The organism is Dongia sp., from assembly GCF_041905885.1.
Classification (GTDB): Bacteria; Pseudomonadota; Alphaproteobacteria; order Dongiales; family Dongiaceae; genus Dongia.
Genome location: NZ_JAYRKD010000001.1, coordinates 148,875 through 166,755, shown reverse-complemented (window position 1 = coordinate 166,755; position 17,881 = coordinate 148,875). Strand labels below are relative to the sequence as shown.

General features: G+C 65.4%; 20 protein-coding genes and 1 tRNA gene. 8 read left to right on the top strand and 13 right to left on the bottom strand.

The window, feature by feature from the left end; genetic code table 11:
• Positions 1-20 precede the first annotated feature (20 nt).
• Entirely contained in the window at positions 21-815 is a 795-nt protein-coding gene (locus tag ACH2CY_RS00780) for an ABC transporter permease (protein WP_395014843.1), read from the top strand.
• Positions 815-1,606: an ABC transporter permease gene (locus tag ACH2CY_RS00775; RefSeq protein ID WP_395014841.1), complete on the top strand. Its 792-nt coding sequence runs from the start codon at positions 815-817 to the stop codon at positions 1,604-1,606. Before ACH2CY_RS00780 ends, ACH2CY_RS00775 begins: the two co-directional genes overlap by 1 nt.
• On the opposite strand, the gene ACH2CY_RS00770 is transcribed toward ACH2CY_RS00775, so the two are convergent.
• Positions 1,603-3,204 carry a 5-guanidino-2-oxopentanoate decarboxylase gene (locus tag ACH2CY_RS00770; RefSeq protein WP_395014838.1) on the bottom strand — a complete coding sequence of 534 codons (1,602 nt, stop codon included), beginning with the start codon at positions 3,202-3,204 and terminating at the stop codon, positions 1,603-1,605. The two genes, ACH2CY_RS00775 and ACH2CY_RS00770, sit on opposite strands and share 4 nt — an antisense overlap.
• Positions 3,205-3,317: 113 nt before the next feature.
• Between ACH2CY_RS00770 and ACH2CY_RS00765 the strand changes: the two genes are divergently transcribed.
• Positions 3,318-4,283 (top strand): LysR family transcriptional regulator, encoded by a 966-nt coding sequence (locus ACH2CY_RS00765; protein WP_395014836.1) that lies wholly within the window; start codon positions 3,318-3,320, stop codon positions 4,281-4,283.
• Between the two features lie 2 nt (positions 4,284-4,285).
• Here ACH2CY_RS00765 and ACH2CY_RS00760 read toward each other — a convergent pair whose 3' ends face one another.
• From ACH2CY_RS00760 to ACH2CY_RS00745, 4 genes are read right to left on the bottom strand one after another with little or no spacing between them, the layout of a single operon-like run.
• Entirely contained in the window at positions 4,286-5,038 is a 753-nt protein-coding gene (locus ACH2CY_RS00760; protein WP_395014834.1) for an amino acid ABC transporter ATP-binding protein, read from the bottom strand.
• A gap of 11 nt (positions 5,039-5,049) precedes the next feature.
• Positions 5,050-5,697: an amino acid ABC transporter permease gene (locus ACH2CY_RS00755; RefSeq protein WP_395014831.1), complete on the bottom strand. Its 648-nt coding sequence runs from the start codon at positions 5,695-5,697 to the stop codon at positions 5,050-5,052.
• Between the two features lie 11 nt (positions 5,698-5,708).
• Positions 5,709-6,377 (bottom strand): amino acid ABC transporter permease, encoded by a 669-nt coding sequence (locus ACH2CY_RS00750; protein WP_395014828.1) that lies wholly within the window; start codon positions 6,375-6,377, stop codon positions 5,709-5,711.
• Positions 6,378-6,391: 14 nt separating this feature from the next.
• On the bottom strand, positions 6,392-7,198 hold the full coding sequence (locus ACH2CY_RS00745) for a transporter substrate-binding domain-containing protein (protein WP_395014825.1): 807 nt from the start codon (positions 7,196-7,198) through the stop codon (positions 6,392-6,394).
• A gap of 307 nt (positions 7,199-7,505) precedes the next feature.
• Between ACH2CY_RS00745 and ACH2CY_RS00740 the strand changes: the two genes are divergently transcribed.
• Genes ACH2CY_RS00740 through ACH2CY_RS00725 form a run of 4 tightly spaced genes read left to right on the top strand, consistent with a single transcriptional unit; the run spans position 7,506 to position 11,145 of the window.
• Positions 7,506-8,678 carry an aspartate aminotransferase family protein gene (locus tag ACH2CY_RS00740; RefSeq protein ID WP_395014822.1) on the top strand — a complete coding sequence of 391 codons (1,173 nt, stop codon included), beginning with the start codon at positions 7,506-7,508 and terminating at the stop codon, positions 8,676-8,678.
• Between the two features lie 2 nt (positions 8,679-8,680).
• Positions 8,681-9,619 (top strand): ornithine carbamoyltransferase, encoded by a 939-nt coding sequence (gene argF, locus ACH2CY_RS00735; protein ID WP_395014819.1) that lies wholly within the window; start codon positions 8,681-8,683, stop codon positions 9,617-9,619.
• A gap of 16 nt (positions 9,620-9,635) precedes the next feature.
• Positions 9,636-10,550 (top strand): Hsp33 family molecular chaperone HslO, encoded by a 915-nt coding sequence (locus ACH2CY_RS00730; protein WP_395014818.1) that lies wholly within the window; start codon positions 9,636-9,638, stop codon positions 10,548-10,550.
• A gap of 16 nt (positions 10,551-10,566) precedes the next feature.
• Positions 10,567-11,145: a hypothetical protein gene (locus ACH2CY_RS00725; protein ID WP_395014815.1), complete on the top strand. Its 579-nt coding sequence runs from the start codon at positions 10,567-10,569 to the stop codon at positions 11,143-11,145.
• Here ACH2CY_RS00725 and argE read toward each other — a convergent pair whose 3' ends face one another.
• The 5 genes from argE to ACH2CY_RS00700 all read right to left on the bottom strand — a co-directional run bounded on the left by argE (position 11,146) and on the right by ACH2CY_RS00700 (position 14,842).
• Positions 11,146-12,300, bottom strand: a complete 1,155-nt coding sequence (argE, locus tag ACH2CY_RS00720; RefSeq protein ID WP_395014813.1) for an acetylornithine deacetylase — start codon at positions 12,298-12,300, stop codon at positions 11,146-11,148. It lies immediately after the preceding gene.
• The gene (gene folE / locus ACH2CY_RS00715; RefSeq protein ID WP_395014810.1) at positions 12,300-12,932 is read right to left on the bottom strand and encodes a GTP cyclohydrolase I FolE; all 633 of its coding nucleotides are present in this window, start codon (positions 12,930-12,932) and stop codon (positions 12,300-12,302) included. Before folE ends, argE begins: the two co-directional genes overlap by 1 nt.
• Positions 12,933-12,981: 49 nt before the next feature.
• Entirely contained in the window at positions 12,982-13,380 is a 399-nt protein-coding gene (gene apaG, locus ACH2CY_RS00710; protein ID WP_395014807.1) for a Co2+/Mg2+ efflux protein ApaG, read from the bottom strand.
• A gap of 157 nt (positions 13,381-13,537) precedes the next feature.
• Positions 13,538-14,377: an OmpA family protein gene (locus ACH2CY_RS00705; protein ID WP_395014805.1), complete on the bottom strand. Its 840-nt coding sequence runs from the start codon at positions 14,375-14,377 to the stop codon at positions 13,538-13,540.
• A gap of 391 nt (positions 14,378-14,768) precedes the next feature.
• Positions 14,769-14,842 (bottom strand) — tRNA-Gly (locus tag ACH2CY_RS00700).
• A gap of 131 nt (positions 14,843-14,973) precedes the next feature.
• Between ACH2CY_RS00700 and ACH2CY_RS00695 the strand changes: the two genes are divergently transcribed.
• Positions 14,974-15,891, top strand: a complete 918-nt coding sequence (locus ACH2CY_RS00695; protein WP_395014802.1) for a 3-hydroxyacyl-CoA dehydrogenase family protein — start codon at positions 14,974-14,976, stop codon at positions 15,889-15,891.
• Here ACH2CY_RS00695 and ACH2CY_RS00690 read toward each other — a convergent pair whose 3' ends face one another.
• Genes ACH2CY_RS00690 through ACH2CY_RS00680 form a run of 3 tightly spaced genes read right to left on the bottom strand, consistent with a single transcriptional unit; the run spans position 15,892 to position 17,880 of the window.
• Positions 15,892-16,749, bottom strand: coding sequence for a sulfotransferase domain-containing protein (locus ACH2CY_RS00690; RefSeq protein WP_395014799.1), 858 nt, complete (start codon positions 16,747-16,749; stop codon positions 15,892-15,894).
• Entirely contained in the window at positions 16,746-17,132 is a 387-nt protein-coding gene (locus ACH2CY_RS00685) for a hypothetical protein (protein ID WP_395014796.1), read from the bottom strand. The genes ACH2CY_RS00690 and ACH2CY_RS00685 overlap by 4 nt, the downstream gene beginning before the upstream one ends.
• A 34-nt stretch (positions 17,133-17,166) precedes the next feature.
• On the bottom strand, positions 17,167-17,880 hold the full coding sequence (locus ACH2CY_RS00680; RefSeq protein WP_395014794.1) for a response regulator transcription factor: 714 nt from the start codon (positions 17,878-17,880) through the stop codon (positions 17,167-17,169).
• Between the last annotated feature and the right edge of the window lies 1 nt (position 17,881).

Sequence of the window (17,881 nt, the reverse complement as noted above, 5' to 3'; positions counted from 1 at the left end):
CAGAACTCGCCCGATCGCCCATGCTCCCCCTCTCCTCCCGTCGCTACGGCGCCGTCAACTGGATCGGCCTTGGCACCCTTTACGGCAAGGAGGTGCGCCGCTTCTGGACGGTCGCCACCCAGACCGTGCTGGCGCCGCTGGTGACCGGGCTCCTGTTCCTCGCGGTCTTCGTGCTGGCGCTGGGGCACCGGGTCGATCAGATCGGCGGCGAGCCCTATGTCGATTTCCTGGTGCCGGGTCTGATCATGATGACCATTGCCCAGAATGCGTTTGCCAACACCTCCTCCTCGCTGATGATCGCCAAGGTGCAGGGCAACATCGTCGATTTGCTGATGCCGCCCTTGAACGCGCTGGAGATGACCATCGGGATCGCGGGCGGTGGCGTCACGCGTGGCCTGGTGGTGGGCCTCACCACCGGCATCGCCATGATGATCTTCGTGCCGATCGACATCGCCCATCCGAGCTTCGTGATCTTCCACGCGGTCGCGGCCAGCCTGCTGATGGCGCTGCTCGGGATGCTGACCGGGATCTGGGCGGAGAAATTCGATCACCTGGCGGCGATCACCAACTTCATCGTGACGCCGCTCTCCTTCCTTTCCGGCACCTTCTACTCGACCACGCGCCTGCCGGAGCTCTGGCAGACCATCGCGCACCTGAACCCGTTCTTCTACATGATCGACGGCTTCCGCTACGGCTTCATCGGCCATGCCGATGCGCCGGTCTGGACCGGGGTGATCGTGATGCTCGGCATCGACGCGGTGCTGCTGGTGGCGGTGCATCGCTGGCTCAAGCGCGGCTACCGGCTGAAGGCTTGATGGCCACCGCAGGGCTCGCCATCCGGCGCTTCGGCGCCGTCAACGGCTTGGGTCTCGCCACCCTGGTGAAGCGCGAGGCGAGCCGAGGCCTCTCGGATTACAATTACCAGCTGCTCGGGCCGGCGGTGACCGCCCTGCTCTATCTCGCGGTTTTCCGGCTCGCTTTGCACAATGACGAAACGGGGCAGTTGCTGATCGATTTTATCGCCCCCGGCATCATCATCTACTCGGCCTGCGAGAAGGCCTATGAGGCGGCGGCCGGCAGCTTCATCTTCGACAAGCATGAGCGGATCATGGGCGACATCCTGATGGCGCCGCTGACTCCGCTCGAGCGTCTCATCGGCTATGTGAGCGCCAACTGCATGGGCGGGATCGCCGTCGGGGCTGCGGTCGCGGTCACGTCCCTGCTGTTTGCCGACCTCGGCGCCGCCCATCCCTGGGCGATCATCACCTTCGGCTTTCTCGGCATGATCCTACATTCGCTGGTCGGGTTGCTGGTGGGGGTCTGGGCCGAGAAATGGGACCAGTTCGCGGCGATCCAGAGCTTCCTGCTGCTGCCGCTCTCCTTCCTCTCCGGCATGTTCTATCCGATCGAGGCCCTGCCCAGCGCGTTCCAGGCGGTGATGGAGCTCAACCCGCTCTATCATGCGATCGCGGGGTTTCGCTACGGCATGAACGGCACCGAGGCCGGCGACCCGATGGTCCATGTGCTGGTGGTGGCCGGCGTCAACCTGGTGCTGGGCGCCTGGGCCTATAGCTGGTTCCGCTCCGGCTACAAGCTGAAGCCCTAGCGGAACTCGTCGGCGCGGAGCTCGATGACAGTCGGGCGGCGCGCCGACGCGGCCGCGCACAAGGCCTCGGCCAAGCCCGCGTCATTACCAGGGCGAACGGCGATGCAGCCGAAGCCCTTGGCAAGGGTCTGGAAATCCGGGGTGAAGATGTCGACCCCGATGGTCGCGATCTTGCGCTCAAGCATGTAGTTCTTGATCTCGGCGTAGCCGTGGTTGTTCCAAAGCAGCACGATCAGCGGCACTTCCGCTTCGACGGCCGAGGCGAGCTCGGCGATTGTGAACTGCAACCCGCCGTCGCCGATCAGCACCACGACCGGACGGTCGGGCGCCGCGAGCTTGGCGCCGATCCCGGCCGGGAGGCCGTAGCCCAGCGTGCCGTAGCCTGTGCTGGAGTTGAAATAGGAGCGCGGCTGCGGCGCCTCGAAACACTGGTTCAGTGCATAGACCGGCTCAGTGGAATCGCCGGCCAGGATCGCGCCCGGCAAGGCTTCGAGCACCAGGTTCGCGATGCGCCGGTGCAAGGTGACGGCCGGCCACCAGCACTGCGCGGTGGCCTCGCGGATCGAGGCGGCGCGCTTGGCACCGAGTGAACTGGTGCGCGTGGACGACGCGGCGAAGCCGAGGGCTGCGTTGATCGCCGAGAGCGCGGCGTTGGAATCCGCGACGATCGGCAGGTCGGCGATCGGACCGCGCGCCACCTGCTCGGGATCGATGTCGACGCGGATAAGCTTGCCGCCGATCACGACCGGCTTCGGGTCCGGGTACATCTCGGTCTCGCCGAACTCGGTGCCGACCGCGAGCACGACGTCGGCTTCGGCGATGGCGCGATGCACCGGCGGGAAGGCGATGTTCTCGCCGGCATGCAACGGGTGGCCCGGCGGCAGGATGCCCTTGGCGTTGACCGTGTTGACGACCGGTACGTCCAGGCCTTCGACCAGGATCCGCGCCGCGGCGGCGGCATCCGCGGCGCCACCGCCGAGGACCAGCAGCGGCTGCTTCGCCGCCTTCAGCAACGAGGCCGCCGCCGAGACATCCGCCGGCGTCGGTGCCGGGCGCCTGGGCTGCGCACGGAGCATCACGCGCGGGTCAACCTCGCGCGCGATAACGTCGATCGGGATCTCGATATGGACCGGGCGCGGTCGCGCGGCGGCGAAGAGCGCGAAGGCGCGGGCCAGGACTTCGGGCAGTTGCGCCGGGTCCAGCAGCGTGTGGCTGAAGGCCGTGACGCCCGCCACCAGGCCCCGCTGCGACGGCAGTTCGTGCAGCCGGCCATCGCCCATGCCGAGATGCGCGGTTGGGTTGACGGCGGAGATCACCAGCATCGGCACGGAATCACCATAGGCCTGGCCCATCGCGGTCAGGATGTTGGTCATCCCCGGGCCGGTCACGATGAAGCAGACGCCGGGCTTGCCGCTGACCCTGGCATAGCCGTCGGCCATGAAACCGGCGCCCTGCTCGTGGCGCGGGGTCACGTGCCGGATCCGCGTGGCGGGGAGCCCGCGATAGAGCTCGACGGTGTGGACGCCGGGAATGCCGAAAACCAGCTCGACGCCATTGGCTTCGAGCAGCTTGACCAGCCATTCGCCACAGGTCGCCATGATCCGGGTTCTCCGCGAGGATTAGGCCCCAGATACCGCCTTGCGAGGGGTCCCGATACTATCCAGAATATTCGACGTTCAGTTCGACGCCTGCCGATACGAGAGGATATTCCATGCTGGCCAACCTGAGCGAAGGCGATATCCGGCTGCTGCGGGTCTTCGCGAAAGTGGTCGAGGCCGGCGGGTTCTCGGCGGCGCAGATCGAGCTCAACGTCAGCCAGTCCACGATCAGCACGCACATGACGGCGCTGGAGCAGCGCCTCAGGGTGCGGCTCTGCGAGCGCGGCCGCTCGGGCTTCAAGCTCACCGAGAAGGGCACGCTGATCTACGAGGCGAGCCAGCGGCTGTTCGCCGCCATCGACGCGTTTCGCTCCGAGGCGGGTGCGGCGCGGAATTGCCTGCTCGGCAAGCTGACGGTCGGGATCGTGGACAACCTCGCCAACAACCCGAATTGCCGGCTGCATGAGGCGATCGCCGCGTTCAACGCTTCCGCCCCCGAAGTGCAGATCTCGCTGCAGATCGCGGCGCCGACCGAGCTCGAGCGCGCGGTGCTGGAAGGGCGCTTCGACCTCGGCCTCGGTGCCTGCGGCCAGCATTCACCCTATCTCGACTACGAGGACCTGTTCGAGGAGCGGCAGGTGCTCTATTGCGGCCGCGGCCACCCGCTGTTCGAGCGCCATGCCGCGGTGACCGTCGCCGACCTAAAGGACCAGCAGTTCGCGCGCCGCGCCTATGCCGCGCCCAACCGTTTCCCGTCGGGCGTGCGCCTCACCTCGACGGCGATCGCCGACCTGATGGAGAGCGTCGCGCTGTTCATCCTCTCCGGCCGCTATATCGGTTTCCTGCCGGACCATTTCGCCGCGCAATGGATTGAGACGGACCGGATGCGGCCGCTGGTCGAGAAGAAGCTCGGCTACCAGAACCCGATCTACCTCACCATCCGGAAGACCGAGCAGAAGCCGCAGATCCTCGAGGCGTTCTTGAAAGAACTTTACCGGGCACATCGGCCGGCGGACGCGACGCAGGCGAAGCGCGGCAAGGCGGCGAAACCGGCGCGGGAGCTGCTGCCGGCTGAATAGATCTAGTGCTTCTGCACCTGGCCCAGGAACGCCTTGGTGCGCTCGTTGCCGGGGTTGTCGAAGAATTGCGCGGGCGGGGCCTCTTCGACGATCTGGCCCTTATCCATGAAGATCACCCGGTCGGCGACGCGGCGGGCGAAGCCCATCTCGTGGGTGACGCAGATCATGGTCATATGCGCTTCGGCGAGCTCGATCATGACGTCGAGCACTTCGTTGATCATCTCCGGATCCAGAGCCGAAGTCGGTTCGTCGAACAGCATCACCTGAGGCTCCATGCAGAGCGCGCGGGCGATGGCGACGCGCTGCTGCTGACCGCCCGAGAGCCGGCTCGGATATTTGTGGGCCTGCTCGGCGATATGCACGCGCGATAAATACTCCATCGCCAGCTCTTCGGCCTTCTGCTTCGAGACCTTGCGGACTCTTCTTGGGGCCAGGGTCAGATTCTGCAGCACGGTCAGATGCGGGAAGAGGTTGAACTGTTGGAAGACCATGCCGACTTCGCGGCGGATCTGCTCGATGTTCTTGGAGGCGTCGGTGAGCTCGACGCCCTCGACCAGGATCTGCCCGGATTGGTGCGGCTCCAGGTGGTTGATGCAGCGGATCAGGGTGGATTTGCCTGAGCCCGACGGTCCGCAGATCACCACGCGCTCGCCCTTCTTCACGGTCAGCGAGACTTCCTTCAAGGCCTGGAACTGGTTGTACCATTTGCTGACCTTGATGAGCTCGATCATGGTCTTGTTGGATTCTGATTCCATGCGAGGCGTTCCTAGCGGGATTGGCTGAGCTTGCGCTCGAGCAGGCGGGCGCAAAGGGTGAGCGGGTAGCACATCGCAAAATAGATCAGCGCCGCGATCCCGTATGCGACGAGCGGCTGGAATGTGGCGTTGCTGACGTTCTGGCCGGACTTGGTGAGCTCGGTGATGCCGACGATCGAGGCCAAGGCCGTTGCCTTCACCAGCTGGGTGAGGAAGCCGACCGTCGGCGGCACCGCAATGCGCAAAGCCTGGGGCAGGATCACATCCCACATCTGCATGATGAAGTTGAGGCCGAGCGCGCCGCCGGCATCCCACTGGCCGCGCGGGACCGCATCAACGCAGCCGCGCCAGATCTCGGCGAGGAAGGCGCTGGCATAGAGCGTCAGCGCGATGCCCGCGGCCACGATCGGCGGCACGTCGATCCTGATCAGCGGCAGGCCGAAAAAGACCAGGAAGAGCTGGAGCAGCAGCGGCGTGCCCTGGAACAGGCCGACATAGAGGTGGAGAAACCGGGCACCGATGCGCGGCCTGCCGTAGCGCAGCAACAGCAACAGCAGCGCGCCGATACCGCCGCCCATGAAGGCGATGGCGGAGAGCAGCAGGGTCCAGCGCGCGCCGGTCAGCAGATAGATGACGATGTTGGAGAGCGGCATGTCCATGGCGCCCTCCCCTAGCCCGCGCGGCCGGCGAAGAGGCGGCGGCCGGCCAGCGCGAACAGCCGGCGCAGCGCGACTGAGAGCACCAGGTAGACCACGAGGACGACGAAATAGGTCTCAAAGGCACGGTAGGTGCGCGACTGGATGAGGTCCGCCACATGGGCGAGGTCCATGACAGCGATCGTCGAAACCACCGCGGATTCCAGCATGGTGATGACGATCTGGCTGACCAGGGCTGGATAGACGTTGGCCAGCGCCTGGGGCAGCACGACGAAGATGAAGACCTCGACCGGCTTGATCCCGAGAGCGGCGCCGGCCTCGCGCTGGCCGGGTGCCACCGCCTCGATCCCGGCGCGCAGGATCTCGATCGAATAGGCGGTGAGGTTGACGGTCATCGCCAGGACTGCGGCCTGGATCGCCGAGAGCCTCAGCCCAAGCTCCGGCAGGGCGAAGAAGATGAAGAACATCTGCACGATGAAGGGCGTGTTGCGGATCGCCTCGACATAGGCGAGGACCGCAATGCGCGCCCAGCGCCGCCCGCGGCTGGCGGCCGCGGCGCCGCCGATGCTGAGCGCGAGGCCGAGACTGGCGGCAATCGCCGTCAGCCCCAGCGTCACACCCACACCTTGGAGGAACAGGCCGAAATAGCCGGCCAGCGCCCCGAAATCGAGCTCGTAACCCACTCGACTTTATAGGATCAGAAGTCCTTGGCCAGCGGCTGCTTCAGCCACTTCACCGCCATGTCGTTCAGGGTCCCATCCTTCTTCATGCCGGCCAGGATCTCGTCGACCTTGGCCTGCAGCGCGGCTTCGCCCTTCTTCACCGCCATGTTGGACGGCGAGGTCAGCAGCAGGAACTTCTCGACCGGCTCGATTTTCGGGTTCTTCGCCAGGATGGTGGCGCCGACATCGTTGCCGACCACCATCAGCTGGGACTGGCCGGAGAGGAAGGCGGAGATCACGCCGGCATAATCGGTGAAGCGCTGGATGTCGGCGGTCGGCGGGGCGACCTTGGTCACTTCGGTGTCCTCGAGGGTGCCGCGGTTGACGGCGATGGTCTTGCCGGCGAGATCGGCCGGGCCTTTGACCTCGATCTCCTTCGGGCCCATGACGGCGATGTAGTAGGGCGCATAGGGCTTGGTGAAATCGACGACCTGGGCGCGCTCTTCGCTGAAGCCGATGCTGAGCAGGATGTCGACCTTGCCCTCGGAGAGCTGCGGAATGCGGTTCTGCCCGGTGATGCCGACCAGTTCCGCCTTGACGCCGAGCGCCGCGGCCAGCTTCTCGGCCATGTCGACGTCATAGCCCTCGATCTTCATCTCGGAACCGAGCGAGGCGAAGGGCGGGAAATCCTCGAAGATGCCGACCTTGATGACTCCGGCCTTGGTAATGTTCTCGAGCGCATCGGCGGCCGCGGGCTTCATGCCGAGCGCGGCAACGCCCAGCGAAAAGCCGATGGCAAAGGTCCACTGCAAGGCGGACCGGCGTGACGTGGCGATTTTCATGACTGCTCCCTGTCTTCTGTGTGAGATTGACGGCGCCTTCCCCTGTCCCGGCGCTTCTGGACCGCGATTTTGGGCGGCTAAAACCACTCTGACCGAAAGCCTTGGTAAGGACAAATAGCCGGGCGCCGAAACTCAGTTTCTGGCGGGCCGATGTATGCGGCCGGCACCGTTCCCTCTTAATCATTGAAATAGCGATATTATTTCAAGACTGGGACAATCGGGGAGGACAATTCCGCCCTTTACATCGCCCATGGCGGCCCCGATATTCGGCGCTCTTTTCCCAGCAATCAGCGCCGGAACGCCGACCATGAACGCCTTGATGAACACCTACAATCGGGTCGATCTCGCCTTCGAGCGGGGCGAGGGTGCTTATCTGATCACGGCGGAAGGGCGACGTTATCTCGACTTCACCAGCGGCATCGCGGTGACCGCGCTCGGCCATTGCCACCCGCATCTGGTGAAGACCCTGCAGGAACAGGGCGCCAAGCTCTGGCATACCTCGAACCTGTTCCGGGTGCCGGGCCAGGAGAAGCTGGCCCAGCGCCTGACCGATGCGAGCTTCGCCGATGCCGTCTTCTTCGGCAATTCCGGCGCCGAGGCGCTGGAATGCGGCTTCAAGCTGATCCGCAAGTATCACGACGACTTCGGCGATCCCAACCGCTACAAGGTCATCGCCTTCGAAGGCGCTTTCCACGGCCGCACCTTGGCTACCCTCTCGGCCGCGGGCAACGAGAAATACCTGAAGGGCTATGCGCCGAATGTCGAAGGCTTCGAGCAGGTGCCCTTCGGCAACCTGAACGAGGTGCGGGCGCGGATTACCCCGGAGACGGCGGCGATCCTGATCGAGCCGGTGCAGGGCGAGGGCGGCATGCGCGCCGCCGACGCGCAGTTCCTGAAAGACCTGCGCACGGTCTGCGACGAGTTCGGCCTGCTGCTGATGTTCGACGAAGTGCAATGCGGCATGGGCCGCACCGGCAAGCTATTCGCCCATGAATGGGCGGGGGTCACGCCCGATCTCATGTCCACCGCCAAGGCGATCGGCGGCGGCTTCCCCTTGGGCGCCTGCCTCGCCACCGCCAAGGTCGCGGCGGCCTTCGGCCATGGCAGCCATGGCTCGACCTTCGGCGGCAATCCGCTCGCCATGGCGATCGGCAATGCGGTCATGGACGTGATGCTGGCGCCGGGCTTTCTGGACAATGTCGCCAAGCTCGGGCGCCATCTCGACAAGCGTCTCGCCGACCTGCTGAAGCGTTTCCCGAAGGTGTTCACCGAGGTGCGCGGCATCGGTCTCATCCGCGGCCTGAAATGCGCCGGCTCCAATGCGGAGATTGTCGACCAGGCGCGCGCCAAGGGTCTGCTGCTGGTCTCCGCCGCCGACAATGTGGTGCGCCTGCTGCCGCCGCTGATCGTCAGCGAGGCCGAGCTCGACCAGGGCATCGACCTGCTGGCCGAGATCGCCGCCCAGGCGAAGGCGGCCTGATCATGCCAATGGGAGATCCTAAAGCTGAGATTCGGCATTTCCTTGATCTCGACGTCCTGCCGGTCGAAACGCTCCGCAAGATCATCGAAGCCGGCAAGGCGCTGAAGCGCGGCGACTTCCCGAACGGCAACCGCAAGCCGCTGGCCGACAAGGCCCTGGCGATGATCTTCGAGAAGCCCTCCACCCGTACCCGCGTCTCCTTCGAGCTCGGCATGAAGAAGCTCGGTGGCGATGCGGTGGTGCTGGAGCGCGAAAGCTCCCAACTGGGGCGCGGCGAAACCGTGGCCGACACGGCGCGGGTTCTCTCGCGCTATGTCGACTGCATCATGGTGCGGACCACCAAGGAGCAGAAGCTGAAGGAGCTCGCGGACAACGCCACCGTCCCGGTGATCAACGGCCTGACCGACCGCACCCATCCCTGCCAGCTGATGGCCGACGTGATGACCTTCGAGGAGCATCGCGGGCCGATCGCCGGCAAGCGCGTTACCTGGTCAGGCGACGGCAACAACATGGCGACCTCCTGGATCCACGCGGCCGTGCAGTTCGGCTTCGAGCTGAACATCGCCTGCCCCGGCAACCTCGCGCCGCCGCAGGACGTGATCCAGTGGGCCGAGAAGCAGGGCCGCGGCAAAGTCCGAATCTCCAGCAACCCGCAGGAAGCAGCCAAGGGTGCGGATTGCATCGTGACCGACACCTGGGTCTCGATGGGCGACGCGGACACGCTGGACCGGACCGAGCAGTTGCGCCGCTTCCAGGTGGACGACGCGATGATGAAGCTGGCGGCGCCCGGCGCCGTCTTCATGCACTGCCTTCCCGCCCATCGGGGCGACGAAATGACCGCTTCGGTGATCGACGGCCCGCAATCGGTGGTCTGGGACGAGGCGGAAAACCGGCTCCACGCACAGCAGGGCATCTTGCTCTGGTGCTTGGGCGTGATCTGACGTTAAATAAACCGCAATGCGAGTCGAAACTGCGCCGCAAGCGGGCGCCGACTTTATCCGCCCGTTCCAGATCGAGGCCTTGGGCATCCGCGGCCGTGCCGTCCGCCTGTCCCGGGCGGTCGATGAGATCGTCCATAAGCACGCCTATCCGGGGCCGGTCGCGCGCCTGCTGACCGAGATGCTGACCGTCGCGGCGGCACTCGCCTCGGCACTGAAATACGAAGGCGTGTTCACGCTCCAGACCAAGAGCGAGGGCGCGGTCCGTCTGATGGTAGTGGATGTCACCTCCGAAGGCGCCATGCGCGGTTATGCCCAGTTCGACGCCGATGCAGTCGCGGCCTTGCCGGCGGATGCCAGCCTCCCCCGCCTGCTCGGTGGCGGCTATCTCGCCTTCACCGTCGACCAGGGCGAGGACACCAACCGCTACCAGGGCATCGTCGAACTGACCGGCGCCGACCTGGTCGAATGCGTGCAGCACTATTTCCAGCAGTCGGAGCAGCTGAAGGCCGGCTTCAAGCTGGCGGCGGTCCAGCAGGGCGGCCGCTGGCATTCCGGCGTGATCATGCTGCAGCGCCTGCCGCGCGAGGAGCAGACCAGCGCGGTTGAGATCGACGACGATGCCTGGCGCCGCGCCGTGACTCTGCTCGCGAGCTGCACATCAAAGGAGCTGCTGGACGAAGGCCTGCCGATCGACGACCTGCTCTATCGCCTGTTCCACGAGGACGGGGTGCGGGTGTTCAAGGGCCAGGGCCTGCGGGCCGAATGCCGCTGCTCGCGCCAGCGTGTCGGCTCGGTGCTGCGCTCGCTGCCGCGCGACGAGCTGAAGGAACTTGAAGTCGACGGCGCGCTGGAGGTCACCTGCGAGTTCTGCAACAGCAAATACCGCTTCACCTTGGCGGATCTGGAAGAGGCCGCCCCGGACCCGGCATGATCGAAACGAGACCGAGATGCCTCCCCTTCTGAAAGCCCTCCTCCCGGCGCTGCTGGTTCTCGGACTGGCATCCTGCAAGACGCCGCCGGACCGGCAGCAATTTCCGGAGATCACCTTCCAGCACCTGCAGCCGTTCCGGCTCGACGTGGCGAAGGTCGAGATCGTGGACGGCTACCAGCCCGATCCCGCCAACGATGTGGGCAACCAGTTCCCGGAAGCACCCGCCGCGGTCGCCCGGCAATGGGGCGAGGACCGGCTGCTCGCGGTGGGTGGGCAGGGTGTGGCGGTCTACACCATCACCCTCGCCAAGGCGACGCAGACGCCCCTCCCGCGCTCGACGGGTATCACCGGCATGACGCATAAGGACCAGTCCGACCGCTTCGACCTGCAGATCACCGTCAATCTCGAGGTGCGATCGGGCGGCAAGTCCGGCGCGGTCACCGGGCAGGCCTCGCGCAGCCAGACCGTGCGCGAGGACATGACGCTCAACCAGCGCGAAGCGGTGCTGTTCCGGCTGCTCGACGTCGGCATGAAGGACGTGAACGCGCAGATGGAAAAGCTGATCCCGCGCTATCTCGGCGGGTTTTTGCGGTAATCAGTTCTGCTCGGCCCAGTCGATCACGCGGCGCAGCAACGCCGCGCCGGCCGCGAGCTGCTCCTTCAGGATGAATTCGTCGGGCTGGTGGGCCTCGCGGATCGAGCCGGGGCCGCAGACGATGGCCGAGAGGCCCGCCGACTGGAACTGGCCGGCCTCGGTCGCGAAGGACATGCCGAAGCTGTCGTTCTGGCCCGTGAGCAAGCGCATCAACGTCTCGGCGGCCCCGTCATGCTCCTCGACCAGAGGCGGCACGGCGACGCGATCGGTCGTCACGATGCTCGCTTCCGGCGCCACCGCTCTCAGGCGGGGCAGCAGATCCTGGTCGACGAAACGCCGCAACGCGTCCAGCACGATCGCAGGCCTGGCGCCGGGCACGCCGCGGAAATCCCATTCGATGCTGCAGCTCCGCGCAATGATGTTGACCGCGGTGCCGCCGTTGATGCGGCCGAGGTTGATCGTGCTGTGCGGCGGATCGAAGCTCTTGTCGAAGGGGCCGTCATGCCGGAGGCGGTCGTAGATCCGCCCCAATTCGGTCGCGACCTCAGCGGCGGCCAGAATTGCGTTAAGCCCGCGCTCCGGCTGGCTGGAATGACCGTCCTTGCCGGTGATCGTGGTGGTGAAGGAGTAGCAGCCCTTGTGCCGGGTCCCGAGCTTTAGCTCGGTCGGCTCGCCGATGATGGCGATGCGGGGCTTCTTGAATCGCTTGCCGATCTCGGCGATCAGGTTGGGCGCGCCGAGGCAGCCGATCTCCTCGTCATAGGAGAAGGCGAAATGCAGCGGCGTCTTCAACGCGCGCCGCTTCATCTCCGGCACCAGTGCCAGGCAAAGCGCGATGAAACCCTTCATGTCGGAGGTGCCGCGGCCGAACCAGCGGTCACCGCCGTCCCTGAGGACGAAGGGATCGCTGGACCAGGGTTGACCCTCGACCGGCACCACGTCGGTATGGCCCGAGAGCACGATGCCGCCGTCGCGATCGGGACCGATCGAGGCCCAGAGATTGGCCTTGGGCTGGCCGTCCGGCGCCTTGACGATCTCCGCCTGGATGCCCTGGCCGGAGAGATAGTCGGCGATCCAGTCGATGACCGAGAGGTTGGAGCGCGAGGAAACAGAATCGAAGGCGATGAGCTTCGCCAGAATCTCCTCGGCCCGCATTACGAATTGCTGCCGATGATTCCGTGCGGCATGCCGATGAAGGCCAGGAACTCGCGCCTGGTCGAGGCGTCGCTCCTGAAGGCGCCGAGCATGCGGCTGGTGACCATCGAGGTGCCGGGCTTGTGCACGCCGCGGGTGGTCATGCATTGGTGGCTGGCGTCGATCACCACGGCGACGCCGCGCGGCTGCAGCACCTCGTTCAGGGTGTTGGCGATCTGCGCCGTCAGCTTCTCCTGGATTTGCAGACGCTTTGCGTAGACGTCCAGGAGGCGCGCGAGCTTGCTGATCCCGACCACGCGCTTGCTGGGCAGATAGGCGATGTGGGCACGGCCGATGATCGCCGCCATGTGGTGCTCGCAATGGCTCTCGAAGCGCATGTCCTTGAGAACGATCATCTCGTCATAGCCGTCGGTCTCCTCGAAGGTGCGCTTCAGCACGCCCTCGGGATCGACGCCATAGCCGCGGAAGAATTCCTTGTAGGCGCGCGCGACGCGAGCCGGCGTCTCCAACAGGCCTTCGCGCGCCGGATCGTCGCCGGCCCAACGGATCAGCGTCCGGACCGCCTCCTCGGCATCTGTCTGGCTCGGTTTCGTCGGCTTGACTGAACGCGCCGATTTGCTGCTGCGTGCCACGTTCGCTCCTTGGATCCGGGACCCGCTGGGGATCCGGGGTCCGCTGGGATCAGTTGAGGCGGATCGCCTGATGCGGGCTGTCCAGTGAGAAGGCGGGAATCGCGATGTCGAACCGCTCGCCGCCCTGGGCTTCCATCTGGTAGGTGCCGACCATGATGCCGGACGGCGTCTTCAGCGGCGTGCCGCTGGTGTATTCGAAGCTCTCGCCGGGATGCAGGATCGGCTGCTCGCCGACCACACCGGGGCCGCGCACTTCCTGGATCCGGCCGAGGCTGTCGGTGATCCGCCAATAGCGGTTGCGGAGCTGCACGGTCTCCTCGCCGCCGTTGTCGATCCGCACATGGTACTTCCAGACGTAGTGCGATTCTTCCGGCGAGGATTGGTCCTCGAGATAGGTCGGCTCGACCGTCACGGTGATCGCCCGGGTGGTCTCCTGGTACTTGAACATGGTCCTTCCGACGCTCCGGCCGGCCGCTGTCCCGGATGAGGCCGGCAGGCAGTGCCGGCCCAGATGAGGCAAATACTAACGGCTCAGGGGAAAAGCGGGCAAAGGAAAACGGCGCCGGTCGAGACCGGCGCCGTTCCAGTTTTTCGGATCCTGAGGCTTACTGGACGATGATTTCGTCGCGGCGGTTAGCCTGCTCCTTCACACCGTCCGCGGTCGGAACCGCGTTCTCGGACTCACCCTTCCAGGCGGTCGTGATCGCATCGGCCGGGATGCCCGCTGCGATCAGCGCGGCACGGGCCGAGTCAGCACGACGCTCGGAGAGCTTCAGGTTGTAGTCGTCGGTGCCCGAACGATCGGTGTAACCGGTGATCGAGATCGCCTTCGACTTATTGGCGCTGAAGTCGGCGACCACGCGGTTGATGACCGCCTGGGCCGCCGGGTTGATGTTCGACTTGTCGAAGTCGAACAGCACCAGATAGACCTGCGGGGCCGGCGCCGGCGCCGGAGCAGGCTCGGCCGGCTTGGCCTCGAGTTCGGCCAGAGCGGCCAGCAGCTCGTCGCGGCAAGCGGAGATGTGATCGTTCTGGAAGTTCTCTTCCTGCTGCTCGAGCCAGCAATCGAAGCGGGCCTGGGCGCGGGCGGCGATGTCCGCCTTGTTCTCGCGGGCGCCGCCGTCCAGCGCGGTCAGCAGGCGCTGACGCACCGACTGGATTTGCGGCAGAACGTCCGACGGCAGATCGCGCTCGCCCGGATCCTGCGGGGCGACGGTCTGGCCGCCGGCCGCCGCCAACGCCTTGCTGGCGAAGTAGTTGGCGTCGTTCCAATCCTTCATCTCGTCGGCTTCGAAGGCCGAGAGGTCCTTATACTCGCGGGTCAATGCCTGGGTGAAAGGCGTGCCCCCCGACGGCTGCGCCATCCGCGCTTCCTCGATTTGGGAGCTGCAAGCCGCCAGGAAGCTCAGTGCCCCGATGGCTGCCACAAGTTTCAGCGTTTTCATGTTTTCCTCGCTCTTCTTTTTCCGCCGGCTCGGCGCGTCGGCAGCATGCCCCCACGCGCGACACTCGAACCTTTGACCGTGATGTATCTGGACCCCTGGGCGATAACCGGCTCCGAAGACAACAGTTCTACGGCCGACCGGTTCCCCACGGAGCAATGGCCTAGTCGGGGCACTATAGGGTGGTGCCCAGGCGATGTCAAAAGTGTGGAATAGTAAAATTCATAAGCGAAACCATAAACTTAGGGACGAAAGGGCCGGCCTTCACGCAGATTTATCCGGTAACTTTGCGTGGATCAGTTTGCGGCTGAAGAACCGTCGCCGGACGTGATTCCAGCGTCGCGCGCGGGCGATGGCTCGGCGCTGTCGCGTATTGCAAAACAGTGGGGGAGATTGGAGCGGGTGAGGGGAATCGAACCCCCGTCGTAAGCTTGGGAAGCTTCTGCTCTACCATTGAGCTACACCCGCGCCGGTTCGGAATTTATAGGTGAAGCCGTCCCCGGGTTCAAGTTGGCGGACCTTGCGCGGCCGAGCGGGCGCGACCTCTTCCCTCCTCCCGCCTGTGATAGGCTGCGCCGAAAACACGGGGGAGGCTCGAGATGCAATTGCGGACTCTGGCGGTGATCGGCAACGGGATCATCGGCCATGGCGTCGCCGAAGTCTTCGCTTCGGCCGGAACGGACGTCATCCTGGTCGGCCGAAGCACCGCCAGCCTCGCGGAAGCGGTCAAGCGCATCCGGCAGAGCCGCGAGGAATTCGCTCGCGAGCGGCTGTTCGATGCCAAGGACATCGACGCGACCCTGGCGCGGATCCGCCCGACCACCAACCTGGACGATGCCGCCCCGGCCGATATGGTGATCGAGGCGGTACCGGAGGATATGGCGCTGAAGCTGGCGATCTTCGAGCGCTTGGATGGGATCTGCCGGCCGGATGCGGTGCTGGCCTCCTCGAGCGGACACCCGGCCAGCGAGGTCAATTCCCGCGTGAAGCGGAAGGGCCGCGTCATCGCCACGCATTTCTGGTATCCGCCGCAGCTCCTGCCGCTGGTCGAGGTCTGCGGCGCGCCGGAAACCGACCCGGCCGTCCTCGACTGGACCTGCGCGCGGCTGCGCGATGCCGGCAAGGAGCCGGTCGTCATCGCCCGCGAGATCGCGGGCTTCATCGGCAACCGCATCCAGTTCGCGATCCTGCGCGAGGCCTGGTCGCTCTGGGCCTCGGGTGCGGCCTCGGCCGAGGCGATCGACGCGGTGGTCAAGAACAGCATCGGCCGGCGGCTCGGCGTCACCGGCCCGATCGAATCGGCCGATCTCGGCGGCCTTGACACGATGTTCCGCTTCGCCCAGTTCCTGCAGCCGACGCTCGACGCCTCAGCCATGCCGCCGGAGACCGTCGGCGCCCGGAGCCAATCCGCAGATCCGCATATCAATGCGCGAAAGCCGGGGAGCTGGTCGGCGCTATCGACGGCGCGCCGCGCCGAGCTGTTCCGTTGGCTCCGGAGCGACCGCGCCGGAGCCTGATCAACGATCGTTGCTGGCCTGCTCGGGGTGAGGCCAGCCAAATCGCCTGGCCAGAGCGGCCGGCATCTGCGCATGGGCCGCGGCCAGGACATCGCGCGACATTTCAGCCATCCAATCCGCGGAATCCCGAGTTTCCAGGTCGCTGAAAATGTTGTTCTTGCCATAGGCGACCGACGGCATCGAAATCCACTCCGGCTTGTGCTCGATTCCATAGAAATCGAGGATCCGTATCACCAGACCGCGCGCATCATCCGCGAGCTCGGCATAATCCGTGATCAGGAATTCGACATCGCTGTTGCCAGCAACCAGCGCAAGCCAGCGCTCGATCCAGCGCACGAAGTCCGGCAGCTTGTTTTCGACTTGCCACTCAAGGCGCCGGGCGAAATCCCAGTCCCGATACACGGCCGGCACCGCCATTTCGCAGGACAGCTCTACGAAGCGCAAACCGCGGGTTGCCAGTGAACGATCCATGTGCCTGGTCCAGGATACGATCGCATCGCGCGGGTCGCGGACATGCAACACCGCTTTGTTGATGCCATATTCGCCGAGCAGCTTTGGCGAGATCGCGCGTGGCTGCAGGTGCTCTCGCGAAATCACGTTCCCTTCGGCGAAGCGGCAAAGATCGGCGAGGCGAAAGCTGGAGCCGGAGATTCCGGCGGCGGAAAAATGCTGTACCTGCACACGCAACGTCCGGCCCAGGGCGCGCTGCATGTAGGTGCTGCCCGACTTCGGCAACGCAATCAGCAGAACTGGCGGCAGGCTCGCACCGCGTCCCGGAAATGCGAATGCCGCGGCTTTGGCCTGCAGATAGTCGCACAAGCGCTCGTTAAGACCGAGCACACCTTTGCGCAATCTCACGACGCATCGCTCCCGGTATCGTCTGACGCCTTGATGCCGGCAGATCCCTCGAGGCCTCGCTGCTTGGCGTGGACCAGGTTGGTGACGGCGACGAGCCGGCCTCGATACGCCTCGGCCAACCGGTCGACGGTCTCGGCGCGGCCTGCCCGGCGCTCGTATCGATAAACGTCTTGTTTGCAGACGATGAGATCAATCGCGCATAGACGGGACAAGATGGCCTGCATCTCCTTCTCGTTGGTGAAGACGCGCTCCGCAACGCGGGCCGGCGTCCACCACTGCTCCGGCTGATCGTGAAGCAGCAGGAGCGCCTCAAGCTGCGCGATGGACTCGATGTGCTGCGCGATGAAACGCTCAACATCGGCAGCAACGGGGTCATCGGGCACTCACTTCTCCTTCAACCGGCACACCCGGCACGAATCAGGCGCCATCTTCTATCTCGACTGTCTCTTCCGTCTCCGGACGAAGCCGGTAGCCGATCCCGGGCTCGGTCAGGATGAATTCCGGCGCACCGGGCATAGCCTCGATCTTCTGGCGAAGCTGCCCGACAAGCACGCGGAGCCCTTGAATGTCCCGTTCTCCGAGACCCCAAAGCGCCGCCAGGAGTGCATTGCGAGTCACGATCTGACCGGCGTGCTCGGCGAGGATGCGCAGCAGGTCGAATTCCTTCGGCGTGAGATGGACCTCGCGCCCTCGCGCGATCACTCGCCGGGCGGAAAAATCGACCGCGAGGCCGGCGCTCCGGTAAGTGAGCGGAACTTCCCGGTCTCGTCGAAGACGAAGCGCAACCCGTAGCCTTGCCAGCAGCTCTCCCATCCCGAACGGCTTGTTGATGTAGTCGTTCGCGCCGGCGTCGAGCGCCAGGATCTTCTCGCCTTCCATGTGTCGCGCCGAGAGCACGACAATGGGAACCTCGGAGAACTGCCGAACTTCGGCGATCACTTCCTTGCCGTCCCGGTCCGGAAGCCCGAGGTCGAGGATGATCGCGTCGATCGGCTCACGCCGCAGCGCGCCGAACACGTCTCCGGCCGTGCCGGCGGTTAGGACGCTGTAGCCCGCGACGGAGAGCGACATCCGCAGCGTCTTTACCATCTGCGGCTCATCATCGACGACCAGCACGACCTGCTTCGCCATG

Coding starts and splice junctions, on each gene's coding strand:
- ACH2CY_RS00725 (WP_395014815.1), top strand. CDS start 10,567: ATGCCTCCCCTTCTGAAAGCCCTCCTCCCGGCGCTGCTGGTTCTCGGA.
- ACH2CY_RS00740 (WP_395014822.1), top strand. CDS start 7,506: ATGAACGCCTTGATGAACACCTACAATCGGGTCGATCTCGCCTTCGAG.
- ACH2CY_RS00760 (WP_395014834.1), bottom strand. CDS start 5,038: ATGGAATCAGAATCCAACAAGACCATGATCGAGCTCATCAAGGTCAGC.
- ACH2CY_RS00780 (WP_395014843.1), top strand. CDS start 21: ATGCTCCCCCTCTCCTCCCGTCGCTACGGCGCCGTCAACTGGATCGGC.
- ACH2CY_RS00745 (WP_395014825.1), bottom strand. CDS start 7,198: ATGAAAATCGCCACGTCACGCCGGTCCGCCTTGCAGTGGACCTTTGCC.
- ACH2CY_RS00730 (WP_395014818.1), top strand. CDS start 9,636: ATGCGAGTCGAAACTGCGCCGCAAGCGGGCGCCGACTTTATCCGCCCG.
- ACH2CY_RS00755 (WP_395014831.1), bottom strand. CDS start 5,697: ATGGACATGCCGCTCTCCAACATCGTCATCTATCTGCTGACCGGCGCG.
- ACH2CY_RS00775 (WP_395014841.1), top strand. CDS start 815: ATGGCCACCGCAGGGCTCGCCATCCGGCGCTTCGGCGCCGTCAACGGC.
- ACH2CY_RS00705 (WP_395014805.1), bottom strand. CDS start 14,377: ATGAAAACGCTGAAACTTGTGGCAGCCATCGGGGCACTGAGCTTCCTG.
- apaG (WP_395014807.1), bottom strand. CDS start 13,380: ATGTTCAAGTACCAGGAGACCACCCGGGCGATCACCGTGACGGTCGAG.
- ACH2CY_RS00765 (WP_395014836.1), top strand. CDS start 3,318: ATGCTGGCCAACCTGAGCGAAGGCGATATCCGGCTGCTGCGGGTCTTC.
- ACH2CY_RS00695 (WP_395014802.1), top strand. CDS start 14,974: ATGCAATTGCGGACTCTGGCGGTGATCGGCAACGGGATCATCGGCCAT.
- ACH2CY_RS00770 (WP_395014838.1), bottom strand. CDS start 3,204: ATGGCGACCTGTGGCGAATGGCTGGTCAAGCTGCTCGAAGCCAATGGC.
- ACH2CY_RS00680 (WP_395014794.1), bottom strand. CDS start 17,880: ATGGCGAAGCAGGTCGTGCTGGTCGTCGATGATGAGCCGCAGATGGTA.
- argF (WP_395014819.1), top strand. CDS start 8,681: ATGCCAATGGGAGATCCTAAAGCTGAGATTCGGCATTTCCTTGATCTC.
- argE (WP_395014813.1), bottom strand. CDS start 12,300: ATGCGGGCCGAGGAGATTCTGGCGAAGCTCATCGCCTTCGATTCTGTT.